This window comes from Geobacillus kaustophilus (genome assembly GCF_000948285.1).
Taxonomy (GTDB): Bacteria; Bacillota; Bacilli; order Bacillales; family Anoxybacillaceae; genus Geobacillus; species Geobacillus thermoleovorans_A.
Window position 1 is genome coordinate 1,829,983 of sequence record NZ_JYBP01000003.1, and the last position, 23,430, is coordinate 1,853,412.

A 23,430-nucleotide genomic window follows, 5' to 3' on the forward strand; every position below is an offset into this window, starting at 1 on the left:
GCTTTTACACCTTCTTTCGCAGTCGGGCGATAAAAAACCCGTCAGAGTCAAAATGATGCGGCAGCAGCTGAAGCATGCCGCCTTTCACATGCGGCCGCACCGGTTCCGGCATCCGCTCGGCAAGGCTGGCGTCGAGGAAAAAGTCCGGATGATCCGCTAAAAAGCGGGCGATGGCCTCTTCGTTTTCCTCGCGCTCCACGGTGCATGTGCTGTAGACAAGCGTGCCGCCTTTTTTCAAAAGCGGAGCGGCCGCCCGCAAAATGGCTTGCTGCACCTCAACGAGCGCCGCGACATCCTCTTTCCCCTTCGTGTATTTGATCTCCGGTTTGCGGCGAATGACGCCGAATCCCGTGCACGGCGCATCGACCAAAACGCGGTCAAACGATTCCGGGGCAAACCGCTCGCCGAGCCGGCGGCTGTCAAGGGGGAGCGTCGCAACGTTGTCAAGCCCGAGCCGCTTAGCCTGCTGTTCGATCAGCATTACCTTATGTTCGTGGATATCAACAGCAACGATCTCGCCGCGCCCGTCCATCCGCTCAGCGATATGGGTCGTTTTTCCGCCCGGCGCCGCGCAGCAGTCAAGCACTCGCTCGCCAGGGGCTGGGGCGAGCGCTCGGGCGACAAGCATCGAGCTTTCGTCTTGAATCGTCAGCCAACCGGCGCGAAACGTCTCCGTATGAGCCAAATTCCCTTTTTCCGCGCGAATGGCCTCGGGCGCGATACGACCGCGGCTGGCCTCCACCCCTTCGCCGCGCAACCGCGCAAGCGCCTCGTCGACAGTCGCACGCAGCCGGTTGACGCGGGCCGTTGATTGCGGAGGGCGCAAATTCGTCTCGCACATGCGCGCCGCTTCTTCATAACCATATTGCTGGATCCAGCGCCGAACGAGCCACTCGGGATGGCTGGTGGCAAGGGCGAGCCGCTTGCCAACGTCACCAACAGCCTCGATCGACGGCAGCCCCTCGCGGCCGATCGAGCGCAATACGCCGTTTACGAGCGACGCGATGCCGCGATGGCCGCGCCGTTTGGCGATTTCAACCGCTTCAAAGACGGCGGCACGGTCGGGAACACGATCCAAATACACCATTTGATAAAGCGTCAACCGAAGAAGCACGCGCACCCACGGCTCAAGCCGGCGCGCCTTGCGCAAAAACGGCGCCAAATAATAATCGAGCGTGTCGCGCCGTTGCACCGTGCCGTAGACAATCTCGGTCAACAGCGCCGCATCGCGCCCGTCAAGGCGTCCTTTTTGAATGGCTTCGTTTAATTGCAAATGACTGTACGCTCCTTTTTGTTCAATAGCCAACAGCGTATCTAAAGCAAGTTCACGTACGTTCATGATCCTCTCCTAGCTTCATGCCGACCGCCAGCCGGCTGCCGGCGCCGCGCAAAAATTCACCCGCCGCCATCCGCTTTTTGCCGGCCGGCTGCAGTTCGGTGATGCGAATGGCTGTCTCATTGCCGGTGGCAACAACAATGCCGTTTTCCTCAAGCGCCAAAATCGTGCCCGGCGGCGCCGAACGGGGCGCCGGCACTTTTTCGCCCCACCAAATTTTCCAAATATTCCCCTCGTGTGTGGTATACGTCACCGGCCACGGATGGAAGGCGCGGATATGATTGTAAATGGCTTCGCCGGGCTGCGTCCAATCGATCCGCTCCTGCTCGCGGCGAATGTTCGGCGCGTACGTCGCCTTCTCCTCCTCTTGAGGGATGGGGGTGAGACGGCCTTCCAACAGCAGTGGAAGGGTCTCCGACAATAGTTTAGCCCCGGCGGCGCTCAATTTATCATGGAGGGTGCCGACCGTATCCGTCTCTTCAATCGGCACTTCGACCTGCGCCAGCATGTCGCCGGCGTCCAATCGCTCCACCATATACATGATCGTGACGCCTGTTTTCGTTTTCCCTTGCCAAATGGCGTAATGGATCGGCGCCCCGCCGCGCAGCTCGGGCAGAAGCGAGGCGTGGACGTTGATGCATCCGTATTTCGGCGCCTCAAGCAGCGCTTTCGGCAAAATTTGCCCGAACGCCGCCGTGACAATCAAATCGGGCGCAAACGCCAGCACTTGTTCATATTGCTCCGGCTCGCGAATTTTCGTCGGCTGCAGCACCGGGATGCCGTGGCGCTCCGCCTCCACTTTCACTGGAGGTGGGACAAGCTCGCGCTTTCGCCCTTTCGGCTTATCCGGCTGGGTGACGACCGCTGCCACGCGGTAGCCGTCATGAAGAAGCTGGCGCAAAATCGGCACAGCAAAGTCAGGCGTTCCCATAAACACAATGTTCGTCATCCGCATCTATCCTTCCAGTTCTTCAAGATCGCAATATCGAACCACTTTCGAAGTAAACAAAACGCCGCGCAAATGGTCAATTTCATGCTGCAGGGCGCGCGCCAAAAAACCGGTCGCGGAAAGCGTAAACGGGCGGCCGCGCCGGTTTTGCGCCCGCACTTTCACATACTTGGCGCGCGGCACTTCGCCAAATAAACCGGGAAAGCTCAAACAGCCTTCAACATCCACTTGTTCGCCGCGCGCCTCGATAATGACCGGGTTGATGAGCTCGATCCGACCGTGTTCATCACCGACATCGATGACGGCGATCTGTTCGGCAACGCCGATTTGCGGGGCGGCTAGGCCCACCCCGTCAGCGGCAAGCATCGTTTCATACATATCGTCAAGCAGCCGCCCGAGCCGACGGTCAAACGCCGTCACTGGCGCGCACGGCTGCTCCAAAATCGGATCAGGATAAGTGACAATCGGCAAAACAGACAACGTCATTCCCCCAAGTTCACATCATCATATATGGGTTTGTATCAATGGTGACCATCACACCGCCATGGGCGGCATCGGCTTGGTAGCGGTCGATGACCGCCTTGAGCACCGCGGTCAAATTCGGCTCCCGTTTGTATTTTATCATGCATTGGTAGCGATATCTATCGTGAAGACGGGCGATTGGCGAGGCGACCGGGCCAAGAACGGCCGCTTCGTGCGACAGATGCTTGCGCAAATAGGCGGCGATTTTCTCCGCCGCTTTGGCCGCAGCCGGCGCCTCTTCGTGGGCGGCGGTAATGAGCGTCAAATAATAGTACGGAGGATAACCGTGCGCTTTGCGCAGCACCATCTCCCGCTGGTAAAAGGCGCGGTAGTCGTGGCGGGCGGCCAGTTCAATGCTGTAGTGGTCAGGCGTATAAGTCTGAATGATCACTTCGCCGGGCAGCTCATGCCGTCCGGCGCGCCCACTCACTTGCGTCAACAGCTGAAACGTTTTTTCCGCGGCGCGGAAATCGGGCAAATGAAGCATCGTGTCGGCCGCCAGCACACCAACAAGCGTGACGTTCGGAAAATCAAGTCCTTTGGCGATCATTTGCGTGCCGAGCAAAATATCGGCTTCCTTGGCGGCAAAACGGGAAAGCAGCTCTTCATGCGCCCCTTTGCGGCCGGTCGTGTCGACATCCATGCGGATGACGCGCGCTTTCGGCAGCAACCTCGTCAGTTCTTCTTCCACTTTTTGCGTTCCTGTCCCGAAAAAACGGATATGTTCGCTTCCGCACGACGGACAGCGAGGGACAAGCGGCTCTTCATGCCCGCAATAATGGCATTTCATCCGCTCGCCGGCGCGATGGTACGTCAGCGAAATGTCGCAGTGCGGACAGCGGATGACATAGCCGCAGCTGCGGCACATGACAAACGTCGAATAACCGCGTCGGTTCAACAGCAACACAGCCTGCTCGCCGCGCTCAAGCCGGCGGCGCAATTCGTCAAGCAATCGGCGCGAAAACATCGAACGGTTGCCGCTTCGCAGCTCCTCGCGCATATCGACGACATGAACGTCCGGCAGGCCTCGGTCGCTGATGCGCTCCGGCAGCTCGAGCAGCTCGTACACCCCTTTGGCGGCGCGGGCGAACGTCTCGAGCGACGGCGTGGCGCTGCCAAGCACGACCGGGCAGCTGTGGCGGCGAGCGCGGTAAATGGCGACATCGCGCGCATGATAGCGCGGCATTTCTTCTTGCTTGTAGCTCGTCTCATGCTCCTCATCGATGATGATCATCCCTAAGTTTTCAAATGGAGCAAACACCGCCGAACGCGCACCGACGACAAGCTGCACTTCTTTCCGGTGAATTTTCCGCCATTCGTCATATTTTTCGCCGACCGACAGCCCGCTGTGAAGCACCGCTACTTTCGAGCCGAACCGGCTTTTGAAGCGCTCAACCATTTGCGGCGTCAGCGAAATTTCCGGCACGAGAACGATCGCCTCTTTCCCTTGGCGCAACGCTTCATCAATCGCCTGCATATACACTTCCGTCTTCCCGCTGCCGGTGACGCCATACAGCAAAAACGTGCGATGCTCCCCGGCGCGCACCGAAGCGGCGATCTTAGCCAACGCCGCCTCTTGCGCTCGGGTGAGCACCGGCGGCTCACTCGGCTGAAACGTGCGGTGCTCGTATGGGTCGCGGTACACCTCGACATCGTTCAGCACCACAAATCCTTTATCGACGAGCGCTTTCAGCGGCGCTGAGGAGACGCCAAGCACCGCTTGCAGTTCGGCAACCGACGCCGCCTGCCCTTTTTCAAGCAAAAATGAAAGCACCTCTTTTTGCCTTGTCGGCAACGACCCGAGCTCCTGTTTCGCCTGTTCCGATGGAATGGCAATAGCGGCGTGCTTCACCGTTTTCTTGCCCGCTTTTTCTTTCACCTTGTAGACCGCCTCAAGCACTCCTTGCTGCACCGCTTTTTGCGCCGCCCGCCATAAACCGGCCGCCTCAACCTCTTTCCAAGCGGCTTCCGTCCGCCCGGCAAACAGCGGCTTTACCTCATCCGGCAGCATCTCTCTCTTCTCTTCATCCGTCAAGCGGAGCGTTTTTTCATATTTCGCCCGCATCGCCGCCGGCAGCATCGCCTGGTACGCCGAAATGGCAAAACAAAGCGTCGTTTCCATCAAATGACGGCCAAGATCAAGCAGCTCTTCGTTTAACACCGGCACGACATCAAGCACATGCTCAATCGGTTTCAGTTGTTTGATGTCGGAATGGTCTTTCACATCAACGACAAACCCTTGCAAACGCCGCGCCCCGAACGGCACCGTCACCCGCATGCCCGGCTGGATGACGCCTCGCCAGCGCTCCGGAATCCAATAATCGAACGGGCGGTCCGTCTGCCGAGACGGGACATCGACAATCACAGATGCGACTTTCATCGAATCGCCTCGATATACGCGTGAATTTCTTTTAAAATTTCCTCGGCCGCCTCGCATTTCGTCATGAGCGGCAGCGGACGGACGACGCCGTCGCGGCGGAAGATGGTGACGATGTTCGTATCGCCAGCAAACCCTGCCCCTTCTTCGGTCACATTGTTGGCGACGACCATATCAAGCCGCTTCTCCTCAAGCTTTTTTAACGCATACTGTTCAAGGTTGTCCGTCTCAGCGGCAAATCCAACCAAAATCTGTCTCGTTTTCCGCTCGCCAAGCGCTTTCAAGATGTCCACCGTCCGCTCCATCTCGACGACATAACTGCCTGGCTGCTTTTTAATTTTGGAAGCCGCGACATATTTCGGCCGATAATCAGCGACCGCCGCCGCTTTGATGACGATGTCCATTTCGGCAAAGCGGGACAAGACCGCCTCGTACATCTCCGTCGCCGATTCGACCGCCACCGTCTCGACGCCATCGGGCGAAGAAAGCGCCGTCGGTCCGGAGACGAGCGTCACCGAAGCGCCGAAGCGGGCCGCCGCTTCGGCGATGGCGTAGCCCATTTTGCCGCTCGAATAGTTGGAGAAATAGCGCACCGGATCAAGCCGCTCCCGCGTCGGCCCAGCGGTGACAAGCACACGCTTCCCGCGAAACAGCGGCGGATCACCGGCAAAAAAGCGCTCGATATGGGCGATGATTTTCTCCGGCTCCTCGAGCCGTCCTTTGCCGATGTAGCCGCACGCCAAATAGCCTTCCGACGGTTCGATGAATCGATAGCCGAACTGGTACAGGCGTTCAATGTTCGCTTGGACAGCCGGATGTTCGTACATATGGACGTTCATCGCCGGAGCAATCCAGACGGGCGCTTTCGTCGCTAAAATCGTCGTCGTCACCATATTGTCCGCGATGCCGGCGGCCAGCTTTGCCATCGTATTGGCCGTCGCCGGCGCGACGAGAACAAGATCGGCCCAGTCCGCCAAATCGATGTGAGCGATGACGGCCGGGTTGTTTTCCGCAAACGTATCGACATACACTTCCTGGCGCGACAATGCTTGAAACGTGAGCGGTGTAATGAACTGGCACGCCCCTTCTGTCATGATCACTTTTACTTCAGCGCCGTGCTGGGTCAACTGGCTGGTGAGCGCCGCCGCCTTGTACGCCGCCACCCCCCCGGTCACACAAAGCAAAATGTGTTTTCCCTTGATCATGTTGGCCACCCCCCGACATTGAAAAAAATAACAACCTAAAGCTAGGTTGTTATTTTTCCTCCTCCACTAATTCGACCTTGTCACCAGCGATTTCCTCGAGCGCCTGGCCGACAAATTTTTTCGACACCGGCTTTTTCACCATCAGCTCCGCACCGTCCTGCAGCTCGCGCGCCCGTTTGGCCACCACCGTGACGAGCTTGTATTTCGAATCGACTTTTTGCATCAGCAAATCGATGGAAGGATACAGCATCGTCATTCCACCCCCAACATCCGTTTATACCGCTCGGCGACGCGTTCGCGCCGGCAATGTTCGGCGATGACGATCGCCTTGATCCGCTCGCAGGCGAGCTCCACTTCATCATTTTCCACGACATAGTCGTACTCGTCCATCATTTCAAGCTCCTCTTTCGCCGCCCGCAGCCGGTTTTCAATCAGCTCTTTCGACTCAGTGCCGCGCCCGACGATCCGCTTCTCGAGCTCCTTCAGGCTTGGCGGGGCCAAGAAAATGAAGAGCGCCTCTGGAAACGCCCGCCGCACTTTCATCGCTCCTTGCACTTCGATTTCCAAAAACACGTCTTTCCCTTCGGCGAGCGTTTTTTCCACATAATCAATCGGCGTCCCGTAATAGTTGCCGACATACTCGGCCCATTCGAGCAGCTTGTTTTCGCGGATCATTTGTTCAAACTGCTCGCGCGTGCGGAAGAAGTAGTCGACGCCTTCCACTTCGCCTTCGCGCGGCTTGCGCGTCGTGACCGACACCGAATAATGAAGATTGATGTCCGGCTGTGAAAACAGCGCCTTGCGCACCGTCCCTTTGCCAACCCCAGACGGACCCGACATGACAATCAACAACCCACGTTCGTTCTTCAACGTCCCAAACCCTGCCCTTCCTCGGAGAAATCGTCGCTCCCATATAAGCGGTTCGCCACCGTTTCCGGCTGCACGGACGACAAAATGACGTGATCGCTGTCCATGATGATGACGGCGCGCGTCCTCCGCCCGTGCGTCGCATCAACGAGCTTGCCGCTTTCGCGCGCATCTTGAATGATTCGTTTGATCGGCGCCGAATCAGGGCTGACAATCGTAATGATGCGGGCGGCCGACACCATGTTTCCGTACCCGATATTGATGAATTTCACCATGACACGCCCACCTGCCATATTCGATATTGTTGCCGCCAACAAGTCGCTTTAAACGGTTATTCCACGTTTTGCACTTGCTCGCGCATTTTCTCAAGCACGCTTTTCATCTCCACGACTTGCGCGGCAATCAGGCTGTCGTTTGCCTTGGCGCCGATCGTGTTGACTTCCCGGTTCAACTCTTGCACCAAAAAGTCGAGCTTCCGCCCAACCGGTTCGTCCATTTCTAAAGCATCTGCCATTTGCGCCAAATGGCTGCGGATGCGTTTCAATTCCTCGTGAATGTCCGCCTTTTCGGCAAACACCGCCACTTCCGTAAGCAGGCGCGCTTCATCAACCGGAGCGGGCGCCCATTCGCGCAGGCGGCGTTCAAGCCGCTCACGGTATTGCTCGACGACGAGCGGCGCCCGCTGCTCAATGATGGCAGCGCCGGCCTCCACCTCCCGAAGGCGGGCGCGCAAATCTTCAGCGAGCGCCTCTCCTTCTCGCCGGCGCATAGCGGCCAGCGCTTTTGCCGCCTCATCGACGGCATCTAAAAGCAGCGGCTCTACTTCTTCATTCGCGCCTTCTTCTTCGACGACCTCGACCGCCCCTTCAAGCCGAAGCAGCTCGGCCGCCGTCACGCCGCCGTCAATGGAAAATCGCTTTGCCGCTTCCTGCAATCCGGCCCAATATTGGCCGAGCAAATTCCAATCAATATGTACGTTCCGTTTCACAAGCCCTTCACCGGCGATCGTGACGAACACTTCCACTTTTCCGCGCCGCACGTACGGTGAAATTGCTTTTTTTATTTTATCCTCAAACACGAGCCATTGTCTAGGGAGGCGAATGGAAATTTCGCAAAACCGGTGGTTGACCGATTTCATTTCCACCGCCACCATCAAACGATCCGTTTTTTTCACGCTTGCGCCGAAGCCGGTCATGCTGTAAACCATATCATCACATCCGTTGCTGTCTTCTGATCAAAAAAGAAAAGGTCATAGAGCGCTTCTCTATCACCTTTTGATTATACCATATCCTATTTTCTCGAAAAAAGCGAGCCGGCAAACAAAAATGTCGGCAAGGCGGACAACCCCGTAATGAGCAGCCAATCGACCGCCGCGAGCGGCTTCGTATGGAACACCGAGGCAAGCGGCGGATAGTAGATGACGACCAAAAGCAATACAAGCGACACGGCCACCGCCGCGACAAGGTACATGTTCCCGAACGGATGGCGGTCAAAAATCGAACGGTCGCAGCGGCAATCAAACACATGGATCAATTGTGCCAACACCAACGTCGCAAACGCCGCCGTCTGGGCGTAAACGAGATCCTCGCCGCTCCGTTCATAGGCGGTCAGAAACGCGGCGAGCGTAACCACACCGATCAAAACGCCGCGGCTGATGATTTTCCAGCCGAGCCCGCGCGCGAACACCCCTTCATCAGGGCGCCGCGGCGGCCGCTTCATCACATTTTCTTCCGGCCGGTCAAGCCCGAGCGCCATCGCCGGCAAACCGTCGGTGACAAGATTGACCCATAAAATTTGAATCGGCACAAGCGGCAGCGGCAACGCCAGCAGCATCGCAAACAACATGACGAGAATTTCCCCGACGTTCGAGGCCAGCAAGTAGCGGATAAACTTGCGAATGTTTTCGTAAATGTTGCGTCCTTCTTCAATCGCCGCCTCAATCGTCGCAAAGTTGTCATCCAACAAAACGAGCGACGCCGCCTCTTTCGCCACCTCCGTCCCCGACCGGCCCATAGCGACGCCGATATCAGCCGCTTTTAATGCCGGCGCATCGTTCACCCCGTCGCCGGTCATGGCGACAATATGGCCGCGCCGCTTGAAGGCGTTGACGATTTTCAGCTTATGCTCGGGAGCAACGCGGGCAAACACGTAAATCTCATCGACGGCGCGTTCCAATTCATCGACCGACAGCTTCGACAACGTCGCCCCGTCCATCACTTTGCCGCCAGGCGGCAGCACGCCAAGCTGTTTCGCGATCGCCGTCGCGGTCAACACGTGATCGCCGGTGATCATCACCGTTTTCATGCCCGCTTCTTTGCATCGCGCCACCGCCTGTTTCACCTCTGGGCGCGGCGGATCGATCATGCCAGCGACGCCGAGGAACCGAAGCTTTGTCTCCGCATCCTTCTCCGACTCGATCCGTTCTGTTTCCGCAAGCGGCCGATACGCGACGGCAATCGTGCGCAAGGCGGAAGACGCCATCTGGCGAATCGCCTTCTCGATCGCATCTTTCCACGCAGGCGTCAACACCTGCTCGCGGCCGTTCCATTCAAGGCGGTCCGCCCTCTCAAGCAGCACATCCGGCGCCCCTTTCGTCACGACAAACCGCCGTCCATCTCGACCGCGGACGATGACCGTCATCATTTTCCGCTCCGAATCAAACGGAAACTCCTGTTCGATCGTGTACTCACGCAAAAGCATTCCTTTTCCCATTCCAGCTTTGGCTGCCGCGACAAGCAGCGCCCCTTCGGTCGGATCGCCGTCGATATAGCGCCGCCCGCTTTCTTCTTTCAACTCCGAACGATTGCAAAGCACCCCCATCGTCAATAGGCGGGCGAGCTCGGGAACGCGGTTCGGATCAACCGTCCGGCCGCGTTCGGAAAACTCCCCGTCCGTTCCCAACCCGACGCCGCTTACCGTAAATGTCCGCCCGCCCGCCCATACTTGCGTGACGGTCATCATGTTTTCCGTCATCGTCCCCGTTTTGTCGGAACAAATGACCGAAGCGCAGCCGAGCGTTTCCACCGCCGGAAGTTTGCGGACAATGGCATTTCGTTTGATCATCCGCTGCACGCCAAGCGCCAATACAACCGTTACGATGGCCGGCAGCCCTTCCGGAATGGCCGCGACAGCGAGCGATACGCCAGCCAAAAACATTTCATACAAGTCGTGCCCTTGAACGACCCCGACTGCCACCACCGCCGCCGTCAGCGCCAATGCGACGACAAGCAAAATTTTCCCAAGCTGCTCGAGTCGGCGCTGCAACGGGGTTGTCCCCGCATCTGCCTCTTCGAGCATCGTCGCGATTTGTCCCATCGCGGTCTTCATCCCGGTGGCGATGACGATGCCAACCCCGCTTCCTCTTGTCACGAGCGTCCCCATAAACGCCATATTGTGCAAATCGCCCAACGACACCTGTTCCGTATGAAGCGGGGCAGCGGATTTGGCCACCGGCACCGATTCGCCCGTCAGCGCCGACTCCTCGATTTCCAGGCCGGCCGCCTCAATCAAGCGGACGTCGGCCCCGACCCGATCGCCGCTTGACAGCCTCACCACATCACCGACAACAAGCTCGCGCGCTGGGACTTTCACCCACCCGCCGTCACGCAACACAACCGCTTGCGGAGCGGACAAGCGTTTTAAAGCGGCAAGCGACTTTTCTGCCCGCCGCTCCTGGATAAACCCCAGGATGGCGTTCATGATCACGATGACGACAATCGCTGCCGCATCAACATACTCGCCTAAAAACGCGGAAATCACCGTTGCCAAAAGCAGCACAAGCACCATAAAATCTTGAAACTGGCGGAAAAAGACGACGATGGCCGACTCCGTCTTCCCTTCCGCCAGCTCGTTGCACCCGAACTGCCGCAGCCGTTTTTCCGCCTCCGCCGCAGTAAGCCCGGTCTTGACATTCGTCTTCGTCTCGTGCGCGACATCGCTTGCCGCGAGCGTATGCCATTGCATCTGTCTCCCCTCCGTCTCTCCGTCTTTTCGGCGCACTGTTTCTGCTTTTTTATGCTTATTCACCCCTGTCCGAAAAAATGACACTCATACAGCAACGTTTCGCAGTCTATGCCCCCGCTCTCCAAAATCGCGGTCTCGTATCACCCAACCGCACTCCCATCCCCTGTATGGGAGCGAATGCGGTTTTTGCTCCCCCCTCTTCTTTTTTTCGCACCATAAGCCGCCAACATGTTCACAACAGCGGATCGTATGGTAATATCGGAATAGCAGACAACCAAAATAGAAAGGTGTTTTCCCATGTCCTTTGACGGAGTGTTTACGTACGCCATTGTCGGTGAACTCAAAGAGGCGCTTGCGAACGGGCGGATCACGAAAATCCACCAGCCGTCGGCGTATGAGATCGTCATGGTCGTGCGCGCCCGCGGCCATAACCATAAAGTGATGCTGTCGGCGCATCCGACGTACGCGCGCGTCCATTTGACAAACGAAACGTACGACAACCCGCCTGAGCCGCCGATGTTTTGCATGCGGCTGCGCAAACAGTTGGAAGGAAGCATCATCGAATCGGTCCGCCAAGTCGATTTTGACCGCATCATCGTCATGGACGTGAAAGGGCGCGACGAACTCGGCGACGTGCAGACGAAGCAACTCATCATTGAAGTGATGGGCCGCCATAGCAACATCATCTTAGTCGATGCAGCCGCCAACACGATCATCGACAGCCTGAAGCATTTGCCGCCATCGGTCAACCGCTACCGGACGGTGCTCCCTGGGCATCCGTACGTCGCACCGCCGACGCACGGCAAGCTGAATCCGCTTGACGCGACGGAAGAAACGGTGCTGAAAAAAATCGACTTTCACGCCGGCAAGCTCGCCCATCAGCTCGTTTCTGCCTTCAGCGGCATTTCGCCGCTATTCGCCAATGAAGCGGTGTTCCGCGCTGGCATCGCCAACCGGGCGACGCTGCCGAAAAGCTTTCTTTCGCTCATCGATGACGTGCGCCGCCGCCGCTTTGCCCCGATGATGTACACGAACAGGGAAAAAGAATGGTTTTACGTTTTGCCGCTTGAGCACTTAAAAATAGAAGGCCAGCCATTTGCGAGCGCGAGCGAGCTATTGGACCGCTTTTATTTCGGCAAGGCCGAGCGCGACCGCGTCAAGCAGCAAGCCCATGACATCGAGCGGCTCATGGCGAACGAAAAAGCGAAAAACGAGAAAAAGCTCGCCAAACTCGAACAGACGCTTGAAGAAGCGAAACAAGCCGACACTTACCGGCTGTACGGCGAACTGCTCACCGCCCATTTGTACGCCGTCAAGCGCGGCATGACGGAAATCGAGGTCGTAAACTACTATGACGAAAACGGCGGGACGGTCACCATTCCGCTCGACCCGCAAAAATCGCCGGCCGAGAACGCGCAGCAGTACTTTCAAAAATACCAAAAAGCAAAAAACTCGCTCGCTGTCGTTCAAGAACAAATCGAGCGGACGAAAGAAGACATCGCCTATTGCGACACGATTTTAAGCCAGCTCGAAACCGCCTCGCCGAAAGATGTCGAGGAAATACGCGACGAGCTCATCGAACAAGGCTACTTGCGCCCGCGCGCGGCAAAAGGGGCGAAAAAGCGAAAAACCGCCGTCCCAGAGCTTGACCGCTACGTCGCAAGCGACGGCACGGAAATATTGGTCGGCAAAAACAACAAACAAAACGATTATCTCACGACAAAGCTGGCCCATAAGGACGATGTTTGGCTGCATGTGAAAAACATTCCCGGCTCGCACGTCGTCATCCGGAGCAAGCAACCGTCTGACGAGACGCTCTTGGAAGCGGCCAATCTCGCCGCCTACTTCAGCCAAGCCCGCCACTCCGGATCCGTGCCTGTCGACTACACGCGCATCCGCTACGTGAAAAAACCAAGCGGCGCCAAACCGGGGTTTGTCATTTACGAAAACGAGCAAACACTCTACGTCACCCCCGACGAAGAGCTCGTCCGCGCCATGAAACAGCGGCAAAAAGAACAAGCAACGAAACCATCGTAAGTGCGACCAACATGCCGCCTTCGCAGAAACGACAAGGGGCTGTCCTCAAGGCCAGCCTTGGGGACAGCCCCGCTTTTTTGAACGTGCGCGACAAATGCCTTTGCGGCGGGCGGCCTCACGAACGACAGCCTCCACCCATTTCGCCGTCTCGCCACCGCCTCAACGAAACACATCCTCAAGAGCCGCTTGAAGCCCGGGAAAGCACGCCGACTGCACCACCCTCGCTCCCGCTTTCACATCCGCCTGCTCATACAACATTAGAAGTAAAAGCTTTCACCCAGTCCCAGCCCTTGCAAAATCCCACGCTGCTCAAGGGTGAGCGGACGGCTGAACACACGTTGGATGGATTCATACGGCTGCTTCCCCGAATTCGACAGTGACTAGCCAAACAAGCTTCATTTCTATCTTTGCAAAACGCGGAGCGCGACAGCCGTGATAGACGGCTATTCCTCAATCATCTTGTCCAGCTTCTTATCAAAAGTATATACTTGATATCCCTTCACTTTGTTATAGGCGTATAAAAGAGCATCGACAAAGTCCAAGCGCCTTTTCCAAACAGAGCAAGCGCCTTCTCTACGACCTCGATATCATCCACCTCGATATTATCGTATTCGAATAATTCTAAAAGAACATCGCTGATCTCGTCATTTTTTACGTTGTACACTTTTTCAAGAACATAAACAACTTCAACGATTACCTTTCTTCATGAAACCATTTTAAGTATGCTGAATTTTTCACCTTGAATAAAGGCCAGTTCTTATAAAAATTTGTTCCATAATGTTGATCTAAATAGGTGAGCATTTTTAACAATGAACCTTCATCATTTCTATATGATAACACTCCTTCCTCGAAAGTTATAATCACTTCTCTTCTATGACTTCCATCGCTAAATTTCAAAACAATCCCCTCTTTACCATTTAACAGCATATCGTTATAAATGGAAGGAGGTATATCTGTTATCGGTTCCCATCTTTCCCATTGCTCCATAAAAACCCCTCCACACACTATATAGATGCGACGAAAAAGTTTAACATATCCTTGACGGAAAAGCGGCTTGTCCATTTTTCGACTGTCGAAGGCAAGCCACAGGCTTGCCCCCGTCACGCCTTGGCATGACGGAAGACCGAACAACTACCCGCTTTCCAGACCCATACATGGGTCTGGAAGCGGCGTTGTTCGTTCGCCCGACAGTCGATCAAATGCTCGGTAAAAGCGACAAATGTTAAAGCTTCAAATTGCATCTATAATAGTAATGAAACTTTATCCTCTTCTTTCCATCCTGAATTTCAAATGTAGGACGTCCATCACTACTTTTTCTTCTTAACAATAACTGTTCTCCCATCTTCAATGCCTACTTTAAGATCAGATGTATCCTTCATAATCTTCGGTCTGAGCAAGTAGAAATCCTTCACTACTTGATCCATGCCGCCAGACAACTCATATTGAATGGTTCTTCCTTTTGTTACCCTTCCAGGTTTCGCAGCTTTTATCAAGTCATTAACTGTTTTTTCTTTCCATCTAATAACTCACATTTCGCACCCTAACAGGGTAGAAAGAAAGGATTTTTGATTTCGTTTTTCAGAATCACGTTTCGACCAACACGACGAGCGATGGCAATCCTTTTTTTACCATCGCTAGTCGTTCCGTATGACGTTACACGTAAATGCTCTCATCCATGCCCAATCCCTGCAGAATCCTTCGCTGTTCAGGGGTGAGTGAGCGATCCAGTACGCGTTGGATGCGCCCATCCGGCAGCTTGAACAGGATGACGTTCACGTATTGAAACAGCTGAAAAATCGCCTGCCCCGTTGGACGGGTCAGCTTGCGGCCTCCAGCCCCTTTCAACGGGCGTTCCGGTGTGATGAACGGACGCACCCGGCGCTGAAAAACGCGGTAAATGGCCAAGGCCAGCAGAAACAAATAGCCCAATACCGCGACTCGTTCCGGTTTTTTGACGTAAATCTCATCCGTAAAGAATGGGTCTTTCAAGAAAGAGAAGTTCATTTCCACCGAGATCTGCCCTTTATACAGCTTCAAGATCTCTTGTGCATCCATTGGTTGGCCCTTCCATTCCTTCGGAACGGTCGTGACGAGGACAAACCGGGACGCTTTCCGTCTCGCCTGTTCCCACGCCTCGCGATCGAATTCCATGTCCAAGCGCAGGAGATACAGCGTCTCCATCTCGGGTTCCGCCCCTTTTTTCGGCCGTCCGCGCCGTTTTTTCGGACGCACGATCTCTTCAACCGTGGCCTTGACCCGATGAAACCGAGGACGAAGGGACGCCTTGAGGGAGGCCAAGGCTTGTTCGGCGTCTTCGCGGCACGAGAATGGGTGACGCTCCCAACGGATTTGTTCCTCGTGAAGAAGCTCCGCTTCTTTGGTTCGTTTTTTTCAAGCGTCTTTCCTTTTCGCTGGTCGAGCGCGCTCGATTCGGCGACGATCAGCCGTACGGGTTGGCCTTCATACGTCGAGGTCGTTTCCCATACCCGGTGCATAGCGCCGTTTCTCTCGGCCAGCGCAAAGGGATCGCTCCACGTGATGTTGGCGGCCTCGGCCCATGCTCGTTTCACGATCCGGAGCGACGAAGGGCCTCTCGTGATCAAAAAGGCGTTGGCGGCTTTCGTTTGCGCCAAGGTGTCTTTCGTCATCGCGGCGGAATCGGCCATGTAAATCCATTCGTCTTCGATCTTGGCTTGTTTGAGCTGTTCATGGACACGGGATCTCACTTGGGAATTCCACGTTTTGTCAGGCAGGCTGCCGTCGTGCACATCGCCGTAAAACGGGATGCCGTCCTCGTTGCCGACCAGTCCGAAGCCGATCTGTTTTTGCCAATGTTGATGGCGGTTGTAACCATGTGTGATCTGTAAGGCTTCTAACGAGGCCGATTCATAGGCTCCGTAAACGGTCTTGTCCGTCGCATCGGCGTGGAACACCTGAAGAGGAAGGCCTTCTTTCCGATAAAGATGAATGAAGCAGGTGCTGATGACGTTGTGAATGCCGGCCTCATACAAGCGGTCAAGATGACGAGCCAGCGCATCGTCATTCAACCAGGAAGGATGGAGCCCGGAACGGATGAGTTTTTCCAGATCGATCTCCTGAGCCCATCGTTCTAAGTGAACAAGGGCTTGCCGGCCGTCGAACATATTGTAGAGGATGGCCTGAACGGCATCGCTGGCTCGAGTCCGGCACTGCGGGTGGGCGGGAACGAGATGGTCAATCAATGGGGGCAGGCCCCATTTCTTGAATAGGGCACTTATGATATTCAAATAGGAATTGTGATAGACCGCTTTGACTTGAACGTTCATGAGAGAAAAACTCCTTTACGTTCCTTGTGTGTCAAGGATTCATTCGACGATGGGCGCAAAAAATCCTCCCGATTTTCGTTGAGAGGGTGCGAAATGTGAGTCCCAACATCTTGCCTCGTGGGCTGGGGTCGCACCGGGCAATCACGAAAGTGCAGGAAAACGAAAAAGTACGCGAACAACGAAGGGGAACCCTCATATCAAATCTGCGTTATGCGAGGCAGCATGGGCGTTATCTCGATGCAAGAATCAGCGTTTGGCGGCAAAGTTTTGGTCATGGAAGTCACGAAGAGGAACAAAAAAGCACTCGTTGCGCTCGCGCACCGAATGCTCACCATCATCTACTGTACGCTCTCTCGGAAAGAACCATTCCGAGAGCTGCAAATAAGTTAGTATAACCAAAAAGAATAAGAAATATACGAGATACCTAAATATAAGGTAGCTCTGCTTTCCTATTGTCTTTTTTGGTCATTTGTAGTATATCCATAGGGATCTCAAGATATACATCTTCGGTCATGTTCTTTTGATTTTCACAGAAAAGTTCCATGGGCAACGTTTTGCCCTCCACCCGGGCATGAAAATCCCCCTTGAAGGCGCACGCATTTTCACGGAAAAAATGCGCAAATACACACCTCTCGCTGCCCTGTAGACAAATACGATGTTTACTGATGATGATTGTTAAGAAAAGAAAACAAGCCCACAAACAAAAAAATCCCCCCTAGCGTTTTATAAGTGCTTATATATTCTTTTAACATTTGCAAATATTCTTGAGAATCCACAGATCCCCCCATGGATCGAACCCACGATGAAGCAAGACGACTCCCTAATTCAGGACTATTTAACATTAACCACAATCCGATGAGAGAAAGAACGAGTGAAACAAACTTCATTTTGTTTGGGCTTTTTAAAATATTCATTTTGCATCCCCCTTTTTAACTATCCGTTATACTTAAACGAAACACAAAAAACAGAAGCAAGTTCCATCAGGAAACTTGCTTCAATATTTCTATAAATAACAGAACACAGAACATTACTCATAGTAATAAAAACATACCCCTACAGGCTTAGCAGCATATCCATACCCTACTTTAGAATCCCATCCAATAAGTGGATCGTACCAAACTTCAAAGTTATAAACTTTGTAATACGGTCTAGCCATTATGGTATAGGTTTTTCCGGTTCATCACCAAATTTTGTGATTTAGTGACAAAAAAGAGAAAGCACTGACGAGATCCTGGCAATAATGTTAGCGGTGAAATAAACATTAAGGAGGTCTCGTAAGTGCTTTCTATACCACTAGGATTGCCAGAATTTAAAGTGATTAAACAAGAACTTCTTTCCTATGGTTATGCGATTCATGTAGAGAAAACAGAGACACAGGAACGTTGCCCTCATTGTGGGTTTGCCACTTCCTCTGTCCACGACAGACGGACAAGAAAAGTACGGGATTTGGCGATTTTCCATCAACCGGTGTACTTGTTCATAAAGGTAAAGCGCTATCGGTGCTGGAATTGTTCTCAAGTGTTTTCCGCCTCTTTGGAATCGATTCCACCCCATCAACACTACACCAATCGATTTTGTGAGTACTTGTATGAACTTTGCGAAGGCTCCACCATTCAAGAGGTTAGCCGAAAGCACCGCATCCCATATACAACATTGGAACGCATTTATTACTCCATCGCATCGAAAAAAGCAAAAGAGCGTCAAACAGCGATAGAAGCATCTTCTCAAGAAGGAATGGTGCTTAGTTTAGATGAAATCGCTGTAAAAAAGGGACATCAGTATGAAACTGTATTGATGGATGCCAGAGCCGGATCGGTCATGGGAATGCATGCCGATCGCCAATGTGACTCCGCCATCAACTTGTTGAGCCAAAATATCCTGTCGAAAGAAATGGTCCAAACGGTGATTCTTGACATGTGGGAACCTTATCATAAGGCGGTTCGCGCCCTGTTTCCATCTGCTTCGATTGTCATCGATAAGTACCATGTGGTTCAAAAAGTGACACAAGCCTTGGATCAAGCAAGAAAGGAATTTTCTCCATTGAAAAAGGCTCGATATCTTCTCTTGAAAGGCTGTGAAAAGCTTCGTAAGGACCAACGGCTTCGATTAGACGATATCTTGGAGGAGTATCCGGCACTTTCCATTGCTTATTATCTGAAAGAGTTGTTTCGGGATTTTTACCGAACCGATGGATATCATGAAGCAAAGGAACGCTTGGAAGAATGGATTCAGTTAGCCAAACAGAGCCCTTTTGCTTCTTTTCAGAAAGCAGCCAACACGCTTGAAAGGTGGAAGGAGCCTATTCTTTCCTACTTTTTGTGCCCATATACGAATGCCCGAATTGAGGGGACGAATCACAAGATCAAAAACATCAAACGCCGGGCATATGGCTATCGAAATCTAGAACGGTTTCGTTTGCGTGTATTTCTGGAGTGTACAGGGAACACTACAGGCAGTCAGGCTGCTTAAGCGCTCCCTTCTTCCGCTATCGGTATGATAGTTGGTAGAATGGAACCCGTCAAGGAAAGCACTTGACTGTTTCCATTCTACCAACTTCGTGGTCTGTATGCGGAAGAAGGATCCTGACTGATGAACCTATTTCATCCAGCTAACATGTCTCTAGGATTGAGTAGAAATCACAGAAAATGGTGAAGACCCGGTTTTTCCTGCTGGAACTTGAATTTGATAAGTGTCTGTAACTTCATAAGATTTTGTTACGTTAAATCCTAACGCTGCCGAAACTGTTTCAGCGCTTATATTTGTGTTCGATGACCATGTGGCTGAAACCCCTTGTTTTATAGACATGGTAGCTGTTGATGGTCCTTTAAAAGTAGATTGTCTTATTATTTCTGTTCCGCATGCTTCACTAGTAGTAATGTTTTTTAGATAATAACCCGTTCCTAATTGCGGAGTCACCGCAGAACGATCCCCTAGAAGGGATGATTCTTGTGCTTGAGTGTATGCGATTGAAACCCCAACTAGTTTTTTCCCTTTTGGTCCAGGAACAGAAGTTTCTAATCTTTTAAGAAATTCTAGTTCTGTTATTTCAACCACCTTGTTCCCGTTTTGAGATACAACCACACTCGATTCTTTCGCTCTATCTATATACATGCTCATTAAAAAGTTAACCTTCGTATAACCGATGCACACTCCGGTTATCCTGTTCCTAAGGAAACCTATGGAAAAGGAGCGGGATCATTCATGAAACGTCTCAACATCACCCATGATCACGGATGGACGCCACGGACGCTTCGCAAACAGGAACGGAAAATCAAAAACGCGCTTCTTCGCCAACGGGTGATGGCGGTTCGTTTGGTCATGGAAGGTTATTTGGGCAAAGAGGCGGCCTCCATGGTCAACGTGTGCCGACAAACCGTTTCCCATTATGTGTCGCTGTTCAATGAAGGCGGTCTGGAGCTCTTGCTTCATCGGGATTTCGCCCCTGGACGGGAGCCGTTTCTCACCGAAGAACAGCAGGAAGAGATCAAACAGCTTGTGTTGACCACCACTCCCGCGGAACTGGGCTGGGACGTCGCTTCGGCCTGGAACACCAAACTCCTGCAATCCTATGTCGAAAAGCACTTTGGTGTTTGCCTTTCCCGTGAAGCGCTGCGAAAACTCCTGCACCGTCAAGGTCTGTCATGGACTCGCCCTACGTACACGCTGGCGAAAGGGAATCCGGATGAGCAAAAGCAATTTGAAAAGCAAATGGATTTGATAAAAAAAACTTGATCACCAAGGAGACAGAAGATGCCGTTCTTCTGTACATCGATGAAACGCATATCCGCTCTTATCATGTCTTGCGATCCACTTGGTCCGAGGTCGGTCGTCAAAAACGTGTGCCGACATTCGGCCATCATGCCCATGTTTCGGTATTTGGCGCGGTGAACGTCCACGATGGGGACATCGTGCTTCACCAAACAGAAGCCGCCAACGCCGCGACGTTCTTGGATTTCTTGCGCCTGCTCAAAGAGCGGCATCCCAACCGGATCATTGCGCTCGTCTTGGACAATGCCCGGATTCATCACGCTCGAATGGTGAAGGACTTTTTGCGAGAAGAAGGACAATGTTTTCATTTCCTGTATCTGCCTCCCTACTCGCCGCAGCTCAACCCGATCGAGCGTTTGTGGAAATGGCTGAAGGATACGATGATCGCCAACGCCTTTCACAAAGACCGCCACGAGATCGTGCAAGCGGTTCAACGATTTGCTCATTACATTCAGGAACGCCCGGAGGAAGTGTTGCGGCGCTTGGGGTGTTCCGCGTAATCGAAAAGTTAACTTTTCAAGGTGCATTTATATAAATACTTTAGATTTATCTTTACTTCTATATCCTATCCATTTACCATTTTTGTAGAGTGGCTTAGCCCCTGATCCAACCCATGCTTTCCCAGCCTTTTTTGCTAGTCTCTTACTTACTCTCCCTACTTCTATAGTAGTGTTACCTTTTCCATGCTTAGCCGCCAATAAAATCTTCATAATCTTGACTGTTTCTCTCGCTTTATAAATTCTATACGCTTTAAAAGCCGCACCGCCAACAAGCCCTGCACCTACCGCAATCGCCGCAGCCTTCCATCCACCTTTTTTAAATGCCTTATATCCATCATAAACCGCAAACCCTGCATTGATCGCCAGCCAGACCCAATGCCTATCCGGATCCACTAATATCACCGGATTGTTATTCGCATACGTATACCCATTTTGGGTTATTGAATCATCCTGATCCCCTGGACCTGGATCTCTCGAAATAAACATTGCCGTTTCTGGATCATAATATCGTGCTTGAAGATAATACAGTTTGGTTTCTTTATCATAATAATACTCTGCATACCCCAGTGGTTGTCCAGCGACTCCTGTATCTTCTGAAGCGGAAAGGACTTTGCCCCATGGATCGTAGCTATAACTAGCCATCGTCGCTCCATTTTCATCCACGATACGTACGACATCTCCGCGGCAATTCGTCACATAGTAAAACGTATCGTCGTTTGAGTTCGTGATGGTGTTCGGCTTTCCATTCGCCCATGTAAACGCCCACACCGTTTGTCCGTTATCATCGGTGATACGAACTAAATCGGAGCCGGCATAGTGATAATGGTACGTTACACCGTTGACTGTTTTCGTTTTCCGCAAACCGTCTGGATGGTACGTGAAGCTGGCGATCGTATTGCCGTTTAAATCTTTCACATTAAGCAGGCGGCCTTCCCCATCCCATTCGTATTGGTATTTGTCATCTTGAAGCAAATTTCCTGCTTCATCGTAGCTGAAGCCCTCGACTTTATTCGCCACGTTAAAGGTGAGCGTCTTGCCGTGCGGGTTTTTCAAGTTCCCAGCCGCATCGTAGTCATACTGAACCGTGTTGCCTTGATATGTCCATGACGTTAAGCGGCCTGTTTTTTGCAAGCAAAAAATGCAGAGAAGTGCAAGAAAAAATACATAGGCTTGCCAGCTCAAGACTTAAGGTTCCAGACCGGGGGAAGAGGACGGCTGGATCGCGGAGAGAGCGTTCCGCAGTCGATAGCTCTCTCCCGTAAAGGCCAGGATGTGGGCATGGTGAACCAAGCGATCCACCAGCGCAGCTGTCAAGCGGTTGTCCCCAAACACCCGATTCCACTGTCCAAATTCCAGATTCGACGTCACGATGACGCTTTTTCGCTCATAACAGTCGCCGATAATATGAAACAACAGCTCTGATCCTTGCTTTTGAAACGGCACATAGCCGAGTTCATCCAATATCAACAGTTCGCACGCATCGATGCTTCGTTTCAGCCGCCCGAGCGTGCCATTTTTCAATGCCTCTTCCAGCTGGGCGACGAGATCCGCGACGCGGAAAAACCGAACCTCATGGCCTTGTTGGCACGCCTGGATGCCGAGCGCTGTGGCGAGATGGGTTTTTCCTGTCCCGGGCGAACCTAAAAGCAGAACGTTTTGCTTTCGCTCCAAAAAGCGAAGGTCACACAATTCCTTCTTCGATGTCGTGGTCGGCCAGTGGATGTGATCCGACCATTCGTAATCCTTCAGCCATTTCAACTCCCGAAACTTGGCTTTCTTGATCAGCCGGGCCTGTTTCGCCTGCTGGCGGCACGACAGCTCCAGCGCCAATACATCCCGCAAAAACTGTTCTTTCGTTTCGAACATCACCTCCTCGAATCGATCCGCGATATAGGCCAAATGCAGTGCTTTACAAATCTCTTTCACCTCTGCTCTCATCCCTGGACACCCCCTTCCCGAACAGGATGAAGACGTTGATCATACACCGTTAAGTCCGTTTCATAGTCGATCAGGACGGAAGGGGTGTACGATTCTTCCCACTTGGCCGGGTAATGGGATTGCTCGGCTTCCATCAACACCCCGATTTCATGAGGAGCCAAGTCCCATCGCTGGTTCTCATCGAGCCACTGGGCGATTTCATAAAGCGTGCAACGATCCAACAGCGCTCGCAGCCCTTTCAAACGGGCCGCCACCTGGGGCGGGGTGCCAGCCAGATACGTTCGGATCGCTTCCGGCAAGTACGCCCGGTATCGGGAATGCCCGACAACCCGGGGTTTGGTCTCCCACTCAGCGAAAATCTCTTTCCAAGGGATCTCGCGTTTCACGTTCGTATACGGCCTTGGCATCTCAAGATGTATGCCTCCGTCAGGAGAGAGCACAAAGAAACGATCCCACTCTTTTTTCACCAATACCCGGTTGGGGACGGACAGGCCATGGACGACGAACGCCTTCCCATCCACCATCACTTCTCCGTACTTATTCACGTAAGCGTGATCGAGGGAGAAGATCGGAAGATCTTGTTCCGGCAACGCCAACAGCTCCGGCCGCTCTTCCTGCCATAGCTCCTCTATCAACCTGTTTATTGCAAAATAAAAATGCAGA

The 23,430-nt window shown here is 53.2% G+C and carries 19 protein-coding genes and 3 pseudogenes; 5 read left to right on the forward strand and 17 right to left on the reverse strand.

What is annotated here, in order from left to right:
• Positions 1-4: 4 nt before the first annotated feature.
• From rsmB to LG52_RS09565, 10 genes are all read right to left on the reverse strand, one after another.
• Positions 5-1,339, reverse strand: coding sequence for a 16S rRNA (cytosine(967)-C(5))-methyltransferase RsmB (gene rsmB, locus LG52_RS09520; RefSeq protein ID WP_044731756.1), 1,335 nt, complete (start codon positions 1,337-1,339; stop codon positions 5-7).
• Positions 1,326-2,285 carry a methionyl-tRNA formyltransferase gene (gene fmt / locus LG52_RS09525; protein ID WP_044731757.1) on the reverse strand — a complete coding sequence of 320 codons (960 nt, stop codon included), beginning with the start codon at positions 2,283-2,285 and terminating at the stop codon, positions 1,326-1,328. The genes rsmB and fmt overlap by 14 nt, the downstream gene beginning before the upstream one ends.
• 6 nt (positions 2,286-2,291) lie before the next feature.
• The gene (gene def / locus LG52_RS09530) at positions 2,292-2,765 is read right to left on the reverse strand and encodes a peptide deformylase (RefSeq protein ID WP_044733183.1); all 474 of its coding nucleotides are present in this window, start codon (positions 2,763-2,765) and stop codon (positions 2,292-2,294) included.
• A 16-nt stretch (positions 2,766-2,781) separates the two neighbouring features.
• Positions 2,782-5,187 (reverse strand): primosomal protein N', encoded by a 2,406-nt coding sequence (gene priA / locus LG52_RS09535; RefSeq protein WP_044731758.1) that lies wholly within the window; start codon positions 5,185-5,187, stop codon positions 2,782-2,784.
• The gene (gene coaBC, locus LG52_RS09540) at positions 5,184-6,389 is read right to left on the reverse strand and encodes a bifunctional phosphopantothenoylcysteine decarboxylase/phosphopantothenate--cysteine ligase CoaBC (protein WP_044731759.1); all 1,206 of its coding nucleotides are present in this window, start codon (positions 6,387-6,389) and stop codon (positions 5,184-5,186) included. Before coaBC ends, priA begins: the two co-directional genes overlap by 4 nt.
• A gap of 49 nt (positions 6,390-6,438) precedes the next feature.
• The gene (rpoZ, locus tag LG52_RS09545; RefSeq protein ID WP_011230668.1) at positions 6,439-6,639 is read right to left on the reverse strand and encodes a DNA-directed RNA polymerase subunit omega; all 201 of its coding nucleotides are present in this window, start codon (positions 6,637-6,639) and stop codon (positions 6,439-6,441) included.
• A gap of 2 nt (positions 6,640-6,641) precedes the next feature.
• Complete coding sequence (gene gmk, locus LG52_RS09550; RefSeq protein WP_075261654.1) at positions 6,642-7,259, reverse strand: guanylate kinase; 618 nt, start codon at positions 7,257-7,259, stop codon at positions 6,642-6,644.
• A complete protein-coding gene (gene remA / locus LG52_RS09555; protein WP_031410494.1) occupies positions 7,256-7,549 on the reverse strand; it encodes an extracellular matrix/biofilm regulator RemA in 294 nt (97 codons plus the stop codon). The genes gmk and remA overlap by 4 nt, the downstream gene beginning before the upstream one ends.
• A gap of 38 nt (positions 7,550-7,587) precedes the next feature.
• Entirely contained in the window at positions 7,588-8,463 is an 876-nt protein-coding gene (locus tag LG52_RS09560) for a YicC/YloC family endoribonuclease (RefSeq protein ID WP_044731760.1), read from the reverse strand.
• An 83-nt stretch (positions 8,464-8,546) separates the two neighbouring features.
• Positions 8,547-11,219, reverse strand: coding sequence for a cation-translocating P-type ATPase (locus tag LG52_RS09565; protein ID WP_044731761.1), 2,673 nt, complete (start codon positions 11,217-11,219; stop codon positions 8,547-8,549).
• Positions 11,220-11,516: 297 nt separating this feature from the next.
• On the opposite strand from LG52_RS09565, the gene LG52_RS09570 reads away from it, so the two are divergent.
• Complete coding sequence (locus LG52_RS09570; protein WP_044731762.1) at positions 11,517-13,256, forward strand: Rqc2 family fibronectin-binding protein; 1,740 nt, start codon at positions 11,517-11,519, stop codon at positions 13,254-13,256.
• Positions 13,257-13,949: 693 nt separating this feature from the next.
• On the opposite strand, the gene LG52_RS20160 is transcribed toward LG52_RS09570, so the two are convergent.
• Positions 13,950-14,243: a hypothetical protein gene (locus LG52_RS20160; RefSeq protein ID WP_052524487.1), complete on the reverse strand. Its 294-nt coding sequence runs from the start codon at positions 14,241-14,243 to the stop codon at positions 13,950-13,952.
• 666 nt (positions 14,244-14,909) lie between these two features.
• Positions 14,910-16,477: pseudogene (locus tag LG52_RS09585) on the reverse strand (IS1634 family transposase).
• Between the two features lie 187 nt (positions 16,478-16,664).
• On the opposite strand from LG52_RS09585, the pseudogene LG52_RS19745 reads away from it, so the two are divergent.
• Positions 16,665-16,951: pseudogene (locus LG52_RS19745) on the forward strand (transposase); the annotation flags it as partial.
• 269 nt (positions 16,952-17,220) lie between these two features.
• On the opposite strand, the gene LG52_RS09595 reads toward LG52_RS19745, so the two are convergent.
• Positions 17,221-17,475 (reverse strand): hypothetical protein, encoded by a 255-nt coding sequence (locus LG52_RS09595; protein ID WP_044731764.1) that lies wholly within the window; start codon positions 17,473-17,475, stop codon positions 17,221-17,223.
• Between the two features lie 364 nt (positions 17,476-17,839).
• Here LG52_RS09595 and LG52_RS09600 point away from each other — a divergent pair, with 364 nt between their 5' ends.
• A complete protein-coding gene (locus tag LG52_RS09600; protein WP_044731765.1) occupies positions 17,840-19,030 on the forward strand; it encodes an ISL3 family transposase in 1,191 nt (396 codons plus the stop codon).
• A 150-nt stretch (positions 19,031-19,180) separates the two neighbouring features.
• Here LG52_RS09600 and LG52_RS18995 read toward each other — a convergent pair whose 3' ends face one another.
• A complete protein-coding gene (locus LG52_RS18995; RefSeq protein ID WP_231584443.1) occupies positions 19,181-19,678 on the reverse strand; it encodes a hypothetical protein in 498 nt (165 codons plus the stop codon).
• A gap of 84 nt (positions 19,679-19,762) precedes the next feature.
• Here LG52_RS18995 and LG52_RS20165 point away from each other — a divergent pair, with 84 nt between their 5' ends.
• Both LG52_RS20165 and LG52_RS20170 read left to right on the forward strand, forming a co-directional pair.
• On the forward strand, positions 19,763-20,293 hold the full coding sequence (locus LG52_RS20165) for an IS630 family transposase (RefSeq protein WP_044731501.1): 531 nt from the start codon (positions 19,763-19,765) through the stop codon (positions 20,291-20,293).
• A complete protein-coding gene (locus LG52_RS20170) occupies positions 20,290-20,829 on the forward strand; it encodes an IS630 family transposase (RefSeq protein ID WP_044731106.1) in 540 nt (179 codons plus the stop codon). The genes LG52_RS20165 and LG52_RS20170 overlap by 4 nt, the downstream gene beginning before the upstream one ends.
• Before the next feature lie 27 nt (positions 20,830-20,856).
• Here the strand turns inward: LG52_RS20170 and LG52_RS09615 are convergent, their stop codons facing one another.
• The 3 genes and pseudogenes from LG52_RS09615 to LG52_RS09625 form a co-directional block, all read right to left on the reverse strand.
• The gene (locus tag LG52_RS09615; protein WP_052524489.1) at positions 20,857-22,011 is read right to left on the reverse strand and encodes an RHS repeat domain-containing protein; all 1,155 of its coding nucleotides are present in this window, start codon (positions 22,009-22,011) and stop codon (positions 20,857-20,859) included.
• A gap of 3 nt (positions 22,012-22,014) precedes the next feature.
• The gene (gene istB, locus LG52_RS09620) at positions 22,015-22,767 is read right to left on the reverse strand and encodes an IS21-like element helper ATPase IstB (protein ID WP_044731766.1); all 753 of its coding nucleotides are present in this window, start codon (positions 22,765-22,767) and stop codon (positions 22,015-22,017) included.
• Positions 22,764-23,399 (reverse strand): annotated as a pseudogene (locus LG52_RS09625) (IS21 family transposase); the annotation flags it as partial. The pseudogene LG52_RS09625 and the gene istB, both read right to left, overlap by 4 nt.
• Positions 23,400-23,430 lie beyond the last annotated feature (31 nt).